General features: G+C 73.1%; 11 protein-coding genes and 1 tRNA gene. 6 read left to right on the top strand and 6 right to left on the bottom strand.

Going from position 1 to position 12,613, the window contains the following annotated elements; translation table 11 throughout:
* Nucleotides 1-427 precede the first annotated feature (427 nt).
* The 5 genes from ACFQ8T_RS03105 to ACFQ8T_RS03085 form a co-directional block, all read right to left on the bottom strand.
* Nucleotides 428-655 carry a helix-turn-helix domain-containing protein gene (locus ACFQ8T_RS03105; protein WP_380323339.1) on the bottom strand — a complete coding sequence of 76 codons (228 nt, stop codon included), beginning with the start codon at nt 653-655 and terminating at the stop codon, nt 428-430.
* A 118-nt stretch (nt 656-773) separates the two neighbouring features.
* Nucleotides 774-1,991: a tyrosine-type recombinase/integrase gene (locus ACFQ8T_RS03100; RefSeq protein WP_430545100.1), complete on the bottom strand. Its 1,218-nt coding sequence runs from the start codon at nt 1,989-1,991 to the stop codon at nt 774-776.
* A 147-nt stretch (nt 1,992-2,138) separates the two neighbouring features.
* A tRNA-Val gene (locus tag ACFQ8T_RS03095) sits at nt 2,139-2,215 on the bottom strand.
* 67 nt (nt 2,216-2,282) lie between these two features.
* Nucleotides 2,283-2,759, bottom strand: coding sequence for a peroxiredoxin (locus ACFQ8T_RS03090; RefSeq protein ID WP_430545099.1), 477 nt, complete (start codon nt 2,757-2,759; stop codon nt 2,283-2,285).
* A 4-nt stretch (nt 2,760-2,763) separates the two neighbouring features.
* Nucleotides 2,764-3,174 carry a DUF3052 domain-containing protein gene (locus ACFQ8T_RS03085; protein WP_430545098.1) on the bottom strand — a complete coding sequence of 137 codons (411 nt, stop codon included), beginning with the start codon at nt 3,172-3,174 and terminating at the stop codon, nt 2,764-2,766.
* A 377-nt stretch (nt 3,175-3,551) separates the two neighbouring features.
* On the opposite strand from ACFQ8T_RS03085, the gene aceE reads away from it, so the two are divergent.
* Nucleotides 3,552-6,299 (top strand): pyruvate dehydrogenase (acetyl-transferring), homodimeric type, encoded by a 2,748-nt coding sequence (gene aceE / locus ACFQ8T_RS03080; RefSeq protein ID WP_430545097.1) that lies wholly within the window; start codon nt 3,552-3,554, stop codon nt 6,297-6,299.
* Nucleotides 6,300-6,387: 88 nt separating this feature from the next.
* Here the strand turns inward: aceE and ACFQ8T_RS03075 are convergent, their stop codons facing one another.
* The gene (locus ACFQ8T_RS03075) at nt 6,388-7,062 is read right to left on the bottom strand and encodes a hypothetical protein (protein WP_430545096.1); all 675 of its coding nucleotides are present in this window, start codon (nt 7,060-7,062) and stop codon (nt 6,388-6,390) included.
* Nucleotides 7,063-7,161: 99 nt separating this feature from the next.
* Here ACFQ8T_RS03075 and ACFQ8T_RS03070 point away from each other — a divergent pair, with 99 nt between their 5' ends.
* From ACFQ8T_RS03070 to ACFQ8T_RS03050, 5 genes are all read left to right on the top strand, one after another.
* Nucleotides 7,162-8,391 (top strand): PucR family transcriptional regulator, encoded by a 1,230-nt coding sequence (locus ACFQ8T_RS03070; RefSeq protein ID WP_430545095.1) that lies wholly within the window; start codon nt 7,162-7,164, stop codon nt 8,389-8,391.
* Nucleotides 8,392-8,489: 98 nt separating this feature from the next.
* On the top strand, nt 8,490-9,470 hold the full coding sequence (locus ACFQ8T_RS03065) for an ACP S-malonyltransferase (RefSeq protein ID WP_430545094.1): 981 nt from the start codon (nt 8,490-8,492) through the stop codon (nt 9,468-9,470).
* Entirely contained in the window at nt 9,467-10,492 is a 1,026-nt protein-coding gene (locus tag ACFQ8T_RS03060) for a beta-ketoacyl-ACP synthase III (protein ID WP_430545093.1), read from the top strand. The genes ACFQ8T_RS03065 and ACFQ8T_RS03060 overlap by 4 nt, the downstream gene beginning before the upstream one ends.
* 150 nt (nt 10,493-10,642) lie before the next feature.
* Nucleotides 10,643-10,894 carry an acyl carrier protein gene (locus tag ACFQ8T_RS03055; protein ID WP_079574895.1) on the top strand — a complete coding sequence of 84 codons (252 nt, stop codon included), beginning with the start codon at nt 10,643-10,645 and terminating at the stop codon, nt 10,892-10,894.
* A 104-nt stretch (nt 10,895-10,998) separates the two neighbouring features.
* Nucleotides 10,999-12,252, top strand: a complete 1,254-nt coding sequence (locus ACFQ8T_RS03050; protein ID WP_430545092.1) for a beta-ketoacyl-[acyl-carrier-protein] synthase family protein — start codon at nt 10,999-11,001, stop codon at nt 12,250-12,252.
* The last annotated feature ends 361 nt before the right edge of the window (nt 12,253-12,613 follow it).

Genomic DNA, 12,613 nt, shown 5'->3' with positions numbered 1-12,613 from the left:
GTAGGTTTTCGGTAACGCACTCGAGGGACGATCCACGGCATGGAACGAACCTCTGCGGCGCTCGAGCGGACCCAGGCACCCGTCGGGTCCTCGCCTGCCTGCCGGTTCGGGGACCCTGCACCGGCAGGGACGGTGGTGATGAGTCGTCGCGACCGTGGGGTCCCGCTCGTCTCGAGGAACGCCAAGGTGGTGGTGATTCACCACCACCGCCGTCGGCCGCGCACTTCTGCACCGGCTCGGGACCTCTCGCCAGCACGACCGGCGCCGCGGAGTCGCCGGGCCCGCGCATTTGGGGGGATCCCACGGTGGTGCGGACTCCACACCACCGTGGGACCTGCATGTTCACTGTTTTCGCGTCCCGAACGCGCGCTCCGTGTCCGCGAAGACCCGATCAGCGTCGAGAGACGCGGACGTTCACGGCCCGCTGTCACGCCCCGAGTCGCCCCCTCGTGGCCGGGATGGTCACGGCGAGTCGTTCGCGCAGTTCGTCGAGGTCGACGCGGATGAGCCTGCCGACGCGGTAGCCGGTGACGGTGCCGTCGGCGATGCGACGGCGGATCGTCTTCACCGAGACGCTGAACTCCTCTGCCGCGTCGGCGAGGGCGACGAGCTTCCCGTGGCTCCGCGTCCGCTTCTGGATGCCTGTCGATCGCATGGTTCCGCTCCTCCCCGGGCGACGCGCTCGCGCCGCCGTCACGACTCAGGTGTGCACACGTCGCCAGGGGTGGACCCCGGCTACGACAGCACGGCAGGGCTCTCGGCGCCGAGACTCATCACCCCGACGCCGCACCGCGCGCACGACGCGCGGCCAGCTCGTCCTCGCGAGCCATGGCCGCCATACGCTCGGCGATCATGCGGTCCCGGTCGGCGGCGGCGTGCTGGTAGATCATCGCCACCCGGGCCTCGGAGTGCCCGGCGCGGTGCATCAGCTCGGCGGTAGTCGCACCGGCCCGGGCCGCCATGGTCAGACTGGTATGCCGCAGGTCGTGCGTGCGCACATCCGGTAGCCCCGCCTTCTCGCGCGCGCGGATCCACGCGTACCGCCAGGTGCCCTCGGGCAAGACTCCCCCGGAACGCCCCGGGAACAGCAGCCCGTCGCGCCCCGGCTGGGCGAACCGCTCGATGTGGGCCTGCAGGACGAGCGCCAGCTCCTCCGGGATTGCCACCGTCCGGTAGCCCGCGTCCGTCTTCACCCGTCCGACGACGGCGTTGATGCCCTTGCCGCCCTGCGAGACGTTCTGCGCCACACTGACGGACGCCGACGCCGAGTCGCGCAGGTCCACGTCCCGACGCCGCAGCGCGCGGGCCTCGCCGATCCGCAGCCCCGTCCAGCTCAACAGGTCGGCCAGGGCCCGCAGATGCTCGGGCAGGGCTTGGGCGAGCGCCTGGACCTCTGCCGCGCTGAGCAGCACCGGCTGCCGCTGTCGCTGGTGCCGGCCGCCGGCGACAACGCGTGCGGGCGAGGCGTCGATGAGCCCGCGGGCGATAGCCGCCTTGAACACGGCCGACAGGAACTTGTAGGTCTGTGCGGCCTCTCCCGAGCCGTCGGTCGCCCGGTTCGCCTTCCGGGCTCGCGCCCGAAGGTCTTTCTTCAACCGCGCGTGCCAGGCCGCGACCTCGGCCACGGTGACCTCGTCCAGGTACTTGGTACCGATCGTGGGGTCGATGTGCACCCGCAGGATCCGCGAATAGTCCCGCAGCGTCCCGGGCGCCAGCGTGCGGCCCTCGATGTACTCGGTGGCCCACTCGCTCAGCGTGAGTCGCTCGACGGCGGCGTCGCGCCGGTCGGGCGGGAGCCACTCGTCGCGGTCGATGAGCCGGCGTTCGTCGACGAGCCAGGACTCGGCGGCCATCCGGTCGCCGAAGACCCGCGAGTGCCGGGCACCGTCCGGGCCGATGTACCGCGCGCGCCAGCTGATGACCTTGTGGGTGGTCTTGCTCCGACGAGCCTCGAGCTCGCCGAAGGAACGCTTACCGGCCACCGTTGCCACCCCCTCCCGCGAGGAAGGTGGGGGCGCTCCGCCATTCCCCCGCGGGGGTGTGGCGGGGGAATGAACGGCCATTCGGGGGCTCTGGTGTCCATCCGTGTCCACGGACGGTGGGAGCAAAGCTGCAGGTCAGCGCAAGAAATGAGGGGGTGGTGGGCCCGGAGGGACTCGAACCCCCGACATCCACGGTGTAAGCGTGGCGCTCTGACCAGCTGAGCTACAGGCCCTGGACAGCCAGCAAAGAATACCCGGCGAGGGGCGTCCCGCCGGACACCTGCGCGCCCGTGCTCCGAGTCAGATCTCGGCGAGCGCCTCGCGGTATGCCTCGAGGTCGCGCCGCTGACCGCGCGGGTTGACGACCGACCACCGCACGATCCCGTCGGCGTCGACGAGGAAGGTGCCGCGCAGCGCGTGGCCGCTCGTGGGGTCGAAGACGCCGTAGGCGTCGGCGACGGCGCCGTGGGGCCAGAAGTCGCTGAGCAGGTCAAAGCCGAAGCCTTCCTGCTCGTGCCAGGCCTTGAGCGTGAAGACCGGGTCGGTGGAGACGGCCAGCAGGCGCACCCCGGCCGCCTCGAAGTCCTCGATGTTGTCGCGCAGCTCGCACAGCTCGCCGGTGCAGATGCCCGAGAACGCGAACGGGAAGAACACCAGCAGGACCGGCTCGCCGCGCAGGTCGGCGAGATGCACGGGCGTGCCGTGCGTGTCGGGCAGCGTGAAGTCGGGCGCGGGGTCGCCCGCGCGCCACCGCACCTCGGGGGTCGCGCCCGTCACCGGGTCAGCGTCCGCGGCCGCGGTTGGCCAGCTTCGTGGCCGACCAGTCGGGCGCGACGGCGAACGTGCTCGTGGCGTGCAGGCCGGCGGTGGTCGCCGCCTCCTGGATCTCGTCGTGGCCGACGTGGCCGTCGCGGCCCGGCTTCGGCGTCAGCAGCCAGATGAGGCCGCCGTCGTCGAGCACCGTCAGGACGTCGACGAGCATGTCCGTGAGGTCGCCGTCGTCGTCGCGCCACCACGCGATGACACCGTCGGTGACGTCGTCGTAGTCCTCGTCGACCAGCTCGCTGCCGACCGCGGCCTCGACCTCGGCCCGCAGCGCGTCGTCGACGTCGTCTCCCCACCCGAACTCCTGCACGACTTGCCCGGGCGTGAACCCGAATCGAGCTGCCGGGGATTCCGCCTGCTTACCCACTTTGGACCTTCGTTCCTCTCCGTCTGACCATCACCGACGCGTACGGACGCGCGCGGGGCGCACGTCTGTGTGTGCGCCAACGTAGTCCACCGGAAGCACGTCCGCCCGGCAACCCCCGTCCGCCCGTGGTTTGCTCGGAGCGGGGCTGCACAGTGACCTCGGCAACATCGCCGGCCCGCGGCATGACGTAGATCACGGATCCTTGACCGCTCGATGGTGTTCCCCCGGCCCGTCTGGGGACACAATGAGTGATGACCACCCGTTCGGGGGCCGCACCGCCGCGACCACGCGACGCGGTGACCCACGACGGGATGCCTGACACGGACCGGGGCGGCGACCATGTGCCGCACACCGTCCGAAGATGAGAGAGGTTGCTGGTGGCTTCGTACGACGAGACCGGACCGTTGATCAACGGCCTGCTCAGCGCCGTCCCGGACATCGACCCCGCCGAGACCGGCGAGTGGGTCGAGTCGTTCGACGGTCTGATCGACGACAAGGGCGGCCCGCGGGCGCGCTACGTCATGCTCAACCTGCTGCGTCGCGCGCGGGAGCGCAACGTGCACATCCCCGCGACCGTGGCGACGCCCTACGTCAACACGATCGCCGTGCACGACGAGCCGTACTTCCCGGGCGACGAGGCGATGGAGCGTCGCTACCGCTCCTGGATCCGCTGGAACGCGGCCGTCATGGTGACGCGCGCCCAGCGCCCCGAGATCTCCGTGGGCGGCCACATCTCCTCCTACGCATCGGTCGCGACGCTGTACGAGGTGGGTCTGAACCACTTCTTCCGCGGCAAGGACCACCCGGGCGGCGGCGACCAGGTGTACTTCCAGGGGCACTCCTCCCCCGGCCAGTACGCCCGCAGCTTCCTCGAGGGCCGCATGTCGGCCGAGACGCTCGACGGCTTCCGCCAGGAGAAGTCGCACGCCGGCGGCGGCCTCCCCTCGTACCCGCACCCGCGCATGCTGCCGGACTTCTGGGAGTTCCCGACCGTCTCGATGGGCCTCGGCCCGGCCTCGGCGATCTACCAGGCCTGGACCAACAAGTACCTGCACAACCGCGGCATCAAGGACACGAGCCAGCAGGACGTCTGGGCGTTCCTGGGCGACGGCGAGATGGACGAGCCCGAGTCGCGCGGCATGCTGCAGCAGGCGGCGCACCAGCAGCTCGACAACCTGACCTTCGTCGTGAACTGCAACCTGCAGCGCCTCGACGGGCCGGTCCGCGGAAACGGCAAGATCATGCAGGAGCTGGAGGCCCAGTTCAAGGGCGCCGGCTGGAACGTCATCAAGGTCGTCTGGGGCCGCGAGTGGGACGCCCTGCTCAACGCGGACAAGGACCGCGCCCTGGTCAACCTCATGAACGCCACGCCCGACGGCGACTACCAGACGTACCGCGCGGAGTCCGGCGCGTTCATCCGCGAGCACTTCTTCGGCCGCGACCCGCGGACCAAGGCGCTCGTCGAGAACATGACCGACGACGACATCTGGAACATGAAGCGCGGCGGTCACGACTACCGCAAGATCTACGCGGCGTACTCCGCGGCCCGCGCCCACACGGGCCAGCCGACGGTCATCCTCGCGCAGACGGTCAAGGGCTACGCCCTCGGCTCGAGCTTCGCCGGCCGGAACGCCACGCACCAGATGAAGAAGGTCAAGAACTCCGACCTCAAGGCGCTGCGCGACAACCTGCACATCCCGCTGACGGACGAGCAGATCGACGCCGACCCGTACCTGCCCCCGTACTACCACCCGGGCATGGACGACGAGGCGATCCAGTACATGCTGGAGCGACGCCGGCACCTGGGCGGCTTCCTGCCCGAGCGCCGCTCGACGCCGAAGCCGCTGACGCTGCCGGAGCCGAAGGCCTACGAGATCCTCAAGAAGGGCTCGGGCACGCAGCACGTCGCCAGCACGATGGCCTTCGTGCGCCTGCTCAAGGACCTCATCAAGGACAAGGAGTTCGGCAAGCGCGTCGTGCCGATCATCCCCGACGAGGCCCGCACGTTCGGTCTGGACGCGATCTTCCCCAGCGCCAAGATCTTCAATACGCAGGGGCAGAACTACCTCGCCGTGGACCGCGAGCTCATGCTGAGCTACAAGGAGTCCGAGTCCGGGCAGATCATGCACACGGGCATCAACGAGGCCGGCTCCGCCGCCGCCTTCCAGTCCGTCGGCACGTCGTACGCGACGCACGGCGAGGCCATGGTGCCGGTCTACATCTTCTACTCGATGTTCGGCTTCCAGCGGACCGGCGACCAGTTCTGGGCGGCCGGCGACCAGCTCGCCCGCGGCTTCATCATCGGCGCCACCGCCGGCCGCACCACCCTCACGGGTGAGGGCCTGCAGCACGCCGACGGCCACTCGCCGCTCATCGCCGGCACCAACACGGCGATGGTCCAGTACGACCCGGCGTACGGCTACGAGATCCGCCACATCATGCGCGACGGCATCGAGCGCATGTACGGCGACGGGTCCGACGGCCGCGACCAGAACGTCATGTACTACCTCACGGTGTACAACGAGCCGATGATCCAGCCGGCCGAGCCGGAGGAGGTGGACGTCGACGGCATCCTCCGCGGCATCCACCGGATCGCGACGTCCGACGTCGAGGGCCCCAAGGCGCAGCTCCTCGCCTCCGGCGTGGGCGTGCCGTGGGCGCTCGAGGCGCAGCAGCTCCTCGCGGAGGACTGGGGCGTGTCGGCCGACGTCTGGTCCGTGACCAGCTGGAACGAGCTGCGTCGTGACGCGCTCGCCGCGGAGAAGGACGCGCTGGTCGACCCGACGGCCGAGCCGCGCGTCCCGTACCTGACGCAGAAGCTGTCGGGCGCCCAGGGACCGTTCGTCGCGACCAGCGACTACGACCACCTGGTGCCGGACCAGATCCGCGCCTGGGTGCCGGGCGACTACGCGGTGCTCGGCGCGGACGGCTTCGGCTTCTCCGACACCCGCGCGGCCGCGCGCCGCTTCTTCCTCATCGACGGCCCGTCGATGGTCGTGAAGACGCTGCAGCAGCTCGCCCGTCGCGGCGAGGTCCCGGCCGACGTCGTCGCCAAGGCGGTGGAGAAGTACCGCCTGCTCGACGTCAACGCCGGCACGTCCGGCGTCGCGGGCGGCGACAGCTGACCCGCCCGCCGAGGTAGCGCAGAGGCCCCGAGCCGTCCGGCTCGGGGCCTCTGCGCGTCCGGCGGCGGTCGGGCCTCGCGCGGGGGCCCTATCTCGGCGAGGCCTGGTCGCGGGCGGCGACGACGCGGGCCAGCTCCGCCCGCAGCTCTTCGGTGCCGGGGTGCAGGGCGAGCGACTCCAGGTGCTGGCGCGCCTCCGCGACGCGGCCCGCCTCGAGGGCGGCCAGCACGAGCTGCCGCCCCACCTCGGGGGTGTGCTCGCGGGCCCGCCAGTGCCCGATGCCGAGACCGAGCGCCTCGGTCGGCATGCCGGCGTCCCGCAGGATCGCCAGGCCCTCGGCCAGCGCCTCGCCGCCCGGGTCGCGCTCGGCCGCGGTGGCGAGGCGGCGGGCCGCACCCTCCGGGTCGTCGGCGACGGACAGCCGGCCGAGCTCGAGCAGCGGCCGCCACCCCCGCGGATGGCCGGCGAGCTCCTCCGCGAGCGACCACACGGCGAGGTCGGCGGCGCGCTGCTGGGCGGCCTCGTCGGCCGGCGCCGTGAGCGGGTCCTCGGGGTTCGGCGACTCGGCCGCGCGCCGCCGCACGATCTCCGCGAGCGCACGGAAGGCGGGCGCGTCGTTCGGGTCGTCGGTGAGGATGGCCCGCAGCGCGTCCTCGGGCACCGTGTCCCCGTGCTCCTGCGCGGGCGACGGCCGGCGCGCCGCCACCGTCGAGGCGGAGAACGGCCGGCGCAGCAGCTGCCGGAGCCGGGGCATGAGGGCCATGGGACCGACACTATCCAATGACCCCCGTCGAAGCCGGGGGCCGCTCCGGACGCCCGGACGTTTGTGCACTCCCCACAACGACGCCCGTATCCTCGACCCATGACGAGCACCGGCACGCCGACCTCCACGAGCGACGGGACCGCCGTCCCCGAGGACGGCACGGACGGCGCACCCGTCTCCCGGGGCGAGAACGTGCAGCGCGTGCGCGAGGGCATGGGGCTGCTCACGTCGACCGCGATGCGCCGCCTCGAGGAGGTGCACTGGTACCGGCAGCTCCCGGCGGAGGACCGGTCGTACGTGGCCCTGGTCGCGCAGTCGGGCATCAACGCCTTCGTGAGCTGGTTCGCCGAGCCCACTCCCACCCCGCACGGCGTGGGCGAGATGTTCGCCGCCGCGCCGCCCGAGCTCACGCGTTCCATCTCGCTGCAGCACACGCTGCAGCTCGTCCGCCTCATGGTCGACGTCGTGGAGCAGCACTCGGACGAGATCGCCGCCCCCGGGTACGAGCGGGAGCTGCGCGAGGCGGTGCTGCGGTACTCCCGCGAGATCGCCTTCTCGGCCGCGGAGGTGTACGCCCGTGCCGCCGAGGTCCGCGGCGCCTGGGACGCCCGCCTCGAGGCCCTGGTCGTGGACGCGCTGGTGCGCGGCGACGGCGACGGCTCGCTCCGCTCGCGCGTGTCGGCGCTCGGGTGGAGCGGCCGCGGCCAGGCGCTCGTGATGGTGGGCGAGGCGACGACGCGGCTCGACGACGTCCGCACGGCCGAGCTCCGGCGGCTCGCCCGCCGCGCGGCCGGCGACGCCCTGGTCGGGATCCACGGCGACCGGCTGGTGCTCGTGCTGGGCGGCGAGGGCGACCTGGTCGCCGCCGCCACGTCCCTCCTGGACCGCTTCGGTCCCGGGCCCGTGGTGATCGGCGGCGTCGTGCCCGACGTCTCCGACGCGGCGGCGTCCGCGGCCGCCGCCCTCGCCGGGCTGGCCGCGGCACCCGCGTGGCCGCAGGCGCCGCGCCCGGTCCTCGCCGACGAGATCCTGCCGGAGCGCGTGCTGACCGGCGACGTCTCCGCACGTCGCACCCTGGTCGCCCAGGCCTACCGCCCGCTGCAGGAGGCGTCGGGCTCGGTGCTCGAGACCCTGTCCGCGTACCTGGGCACGGGCCGGTCGCTCGAGGCCGCCGCACGGCGCCTGTACGTGCACCCGAACACGGTCCGCTACCGGCTGCGGAAGGTCTCCGAGATCACCGGCTGGGACCCGCTCGACGCCCGCGAGTCGTTCGTCCTCCAGATCGCCCTCGCCCTCGGCCAGCTCGAGGGGGACCCGGGCGGCGTCTGAGCGCGTCCCACCTCTTGGAGGATTCCCACAATCGCTTTCCACGAGGTTCGTGCGCGTCGCGACGACGCACCCCCCGCGCGAGGTGACACCGTGGGCACGTGCTCGCCGTCGTCTGCCCTGGACAGGGCTCTCAGACCCCCGGGATGCTCAGCCCCTGGCTGGAGCTGCCCGGCACCGCCGACCTGCTCGACTCCTTCTCGGCCGCGGCCGGGACCGACCTCGCCCAGCACGGGACGACGTCGGACGCGGACACGATCCGCGACACCGCCGTGGCCCAGCCGCTGATCGTCTCGTCGTCGCTCCTCGCCCTGCGCGCCATCCTCGACGGACGTCCTACGACCGAGGTCGTGGACGTCACCGCGGGCCACTCGGTCGGCGAGCTCAGCGCCGCGGCCGTCGCGGGCGCGCTCGACGACGCCGGCGCCGTCGGCCTGGTCTCGCACCGCGCCCGCGCGATGGCGGAGGCCGCCGCGGCCGCGCCGTCCGGCATGAGCGCCGTCGTCGGCGGCGACCCCGAAGAGGTCCTGGCCGCGATCGAGGCGGCCGGCCTGTTCCCCGCGAACGTCAACGGCGGCGGCCAGGTCGTGGCCGCCGGCGACCCGGAGCGCCTCACCGCGCTGGCCGCCGACCCGCCGACCCGCGCACGCGTCATCCCGCTGCAGGTCGCGGGCGCGTTCCACACCCCGTTCATGGAGTCGGCCCGCGTCGCCTTCGAGCAGGTCGCGACCGGCTGGCTCGCCACGGACCCGCGCCTCCCGCTGCTGTCGGACGCCGACGGGGCCACCTACGACACCCTGGCGGCCGGCTCCCACGGGCACGGCACCGCCACGGACGTCCTCGCGCGCCTCGCCGCGCAGGTCACCGCCCCGGTGCGCTGGGACCTGTGCCAGGCGACTCTCGCGGAGCGCGGCGTCACCGGCATCCTCGAGCTCGCCCCGGGCGGCGTCCTCACGGGCCTGGCCAAGCGCGCGCTCAAGGGCGTCGAGTCCGTCGCCGTGAAGTCCCCCGACGACGTCGAGGCGGCGCGCGACCTCATCGCGCGCCACTCGGTCGTGGGCGGCGCGGAGGCGTCCGCGTGACCGACGGGACCAGCGGCGCGCGCCGCGCGCTCCGCCAGGCCGAGCCGGTCCGCTTCTCGCGGATCCTGGCTGTCGCCGGCGAGCGGGGCGAGCGCGTCGTGACGAACGACGACGTCGCCGGCCCGATCGACTCCTCCGACGAGTGGATCCGCCAGCGCACCGGCATCGTCACGCGGCGGTACGCCGCCCCGGACGTCGACGTGCTCGACCTGGCCGAGGCGGCCGCCCGCAAGGCGCTCGACGCCGCCGGCCTCACCGGCGCCGACGTCGACGTGGTGATCCTGTCCACGGTGACGTACTTCCACCAGACGCCGGCGGGCGCCGCCGTCCTGGCGGAGCGCCTCGGCGCCACCCCGGCCGCCGCCTACGACGTCTCGGCCGCCTGCGCCGGGTACGCCTACGGGATCGGCCAGGCGGACGCCCTCGTGCGGTCGGGCGCCGCCCGGCACGTGCTGGTGATCGGCGCCGAGAAGATGTCCGACTTCGTCGACCCGACCGACCGCTCCATCTCGTTCCTGCTGGGCGACGGCGCGGGCGCGGCCGTCGTCGGGCCGTCGGACACCCCCGGCATCGGCCCGACGGTGTGGGGCTCGGACGGCGCGAAGTCTCAGGCCATCTCGCAGACGCGCGGCTGGTCGGACCTGCGGGCGGAGCCGACGGCCGGCTGGCCCACGCTGCGCCAGGACGGCCCGACCGTCTTCAAGTGGGCCAGCTTCCAGATGGCCCCGATCGCGGCGAAGGCGCTGGCGGAAGCGGGCGTCGAGCCCGAGGACGTCCAGGTCTTCGTGCCGCACCAGGCGAACATGCGCATCATCGACCAGCTCGTCAAGCAGCTCCGGCTGCCGGACGGCGTCGTCGTCGCGCGTGACATCGCCGACACCGGCAACACGTCCGCCGCCTCGATCCCGCTCGCCACGGAACGGCTGCTCGCCGAGGGGCAGGCCCGCTCCGGCGACCTGGCCCTGCAGATCGGCTTCGGCGCCGGCCTCGTCTACGCGGCCCAGGTCGTGGTGCTGCCCTAGCCTCTGGTGCGACCCTGGCACTCGGACGCGCGACGGTCGCGCGATCGGCTGCCCGGGGTCGTGACCGACCCCCGTGGTGCGGGACAATCGCACCGCAACACCCCACGGTGCCGGACGGCCGGTACCCCGTTTCAAGGAGAGACGCACCCCATGGCTTACACCTCCCAGGAGATCCTCGAGGGCCTCGCCGAGATCGTCGCCGAGGAGACCGGTCTGCCCACGGACGCGGTCGTGTCGGAGAAGTCGTTCACGGACGACCTCGACATCGACTCGCTGTCGATGATGACGATCGTGACCCACGCCGAGGACAAGTTCGGCGTCCGCATCCCCGACGACGAGGTCAAGAACCTCACCACGGTCGGCGACGCCGTCTCGTACATCGAGGGTGCGCAGGCCGCGTGACGCCGCGGGGCGCTCGCCCCGCCGCGCGGGCGGGCCGGTGAACCCCGGCCCGCCCGGCAACCTGAACCACCCGTACCCGCTCTCACCTCAGGAGTGACCCACCCATGACTGCCGCACCCGCCTCGCGCGACGTCGTCGTCACCGGCCTCGGCGCCACCACCCCGCTCGGTGGCGACGCCCCCAGCACCTGGGCTGCCGCCCTCGCGGGAGAGTCGGGCGCGCGCACCCTCGACAACGACTGGGCGGAGAAGTACGGGATCCCCGTCACCTTCGCCGCCACCATCAAGGTCACCCCCGACCAGGTGCTGTCCCGGCCCGAGACCAAGCGCATGGACCCGTCCACGCAGTACGCGATGGTCGCCGCGCGCGAGGCCTGGCAGGACGCCGGCGCCCCCGAGGTCGACGGCGAGCGGCTCGGCGCCGTGGTCTCGTCCGGCATCGGCGGCATCTGGACCACGCTCGACGGCTGGGACACGCTCCAGGAGCGCGGCGCCCGCCGCATGCTCCCGATGACCGTCCCGATGCTCATGCCCAACTCCCCCGCGGCCTACGTGTCGCTCGAGTTCGGCGCGAAGGCCGGGGCCCACGCCCTCGTGTCAGCCTGCGCGTCGGGCGCCGAGGCGATCGGCTACGGCGTCGACATGATCCGCGCCGGCCGCGCCGACGTCGTCGTGTGCGGCGGCACCGAGGCGACGATCCACCCGATGCCGATCGCGGCCTTCGCCGCGTCCCGCACGCTGTCGCTGCGCAACGACGACCCGCAGGGCGCCTCCCGCCCGTACGACGTCGACCGGGACGGCTTCGTCATCGGCGAGGGCGCCGCGATCGTGGTGCTGGAGAGCGCCGAGCACGCGGCCGCCCGCGGGGCCCGCGTCTACGCGAAGATCGCCGGCGTCGGGCTCTCCGCCGACGCCTTCCACATCACCTCCCCGGACCCCGAGGGCACCGGGCAGGTCTCCGCGATGCGCCGTTCGCTCGAGGACGCCGGCGTCACCGCCCGCGACGTCGTGCACGTCAACGCGCACGCCACGTCGACCAAGGTCGGCGACCTCACGGAGACCGCGTCGATCCGCACCCTCATGGGCGGCGAGGCCGACCACGTGCGGCTCTCGGCCACCAAGTCCATGACGGGCCACCTGCTGGGCGGCGCCGGCGCGCTCGAGACGCTCTTCACCGTCAAGGCGGTGCACGAGCGCCTCGCCCCGCCCACGATCAACGTGGCCAACCCGGACCCCGAGCTCCAGGTGCCGCTGGTGCGGGCCACCCCGGAAAAGCTGCCCGACGGCGACATCGTCGCGCTCAACAACTCGTTCGGCTTCGGCGGCCACAACGTCGCCCTCACGGTGACGAGCGCCTGAGACGCCCGTTCCACCCCCGACGTTCGCGCCGTCATTCGCGCAGGGTCGTTCGTCAGCTGACGGTATCGGGGCGGCTCCCCCGCCCCGATACGGACGACGAGACCGTCACCACGCCCTGCGGCACGTCACCGCCGCGGTGACCCCGGCCGCCGTGCTCGGAGCCTGCCCCGCACGGGCCCGGGGATCTGCTCTCGCTGAGCCTGCTCGCGCTGCTGCTCCTCACCGCGGGTGCGACGACGCGACGACGCGGCGACGGGCGACGCCGAAGGGCTGACCGCCCGCGGGCACGACGACGCCCCCCCCCCCCGGCCGGGGCGGCGGGCGCGGCGTGGGGGGTGGTCAGCGGGGGGAGCGGGGGGGC

Source organism: Isoptericola sp. NPDC056618 (assembly GCF_042792715.1).
GTDB lineage: Bacteria > Actinomycetota > Actinomycetes > Actinomycetales > Cellulomonadaceae > Isoptericola > Isoptericola nanjingensis.
The sequence above is the reverse complement of the archived record's forward strand: the minus strand, read 5'-3'. Positions and strand labels throughout refer to the sequence as shown.

What these genes read in the sequence shown, in the direction of transcription:
- ACFQ8T_RS03105 (WP_380323339.1), bottom strand. Translation starts at nt 655, where the DNA reads ATGCGATCGACAGGCATCCAGAAGCGGACGCGGAGCCACGGGAAGCTC.
- ACFQ8T_RS03075 (WP_430545096.1), bottom strand. Translation starts at nt 7,062, where the DNA reads ATGGCCCTCATGCCCCGGCTCCGGCAGCTGCTGCGCCGGCCGTTCTCC.
- ACFQ8T_RS03070 (WP_430545095.1), top strand. Translation starts at nt 7,162, where the DNA reads ATGACGAGCACCGGCACGCCGACCTCCACGAGCGACGGGACCGCCGTC.
- ACFQ8T_RS03055 (WP_079574895.1), top strand. Translation starts at nt 10,643, where the DNA reads ATGGCTTACACCTCCCAGGAGATCCTCGAGGGCCTCGCCGAGATCGTC.
- ACFQ8T_RS03050 (WP_430545092.1), top strand. Translation starts at nt 10,999, where the DNA reads ATGACTGCCGCACCCGCCTCGCGCGACGTCGTCGTCACCGGCCTCGGC.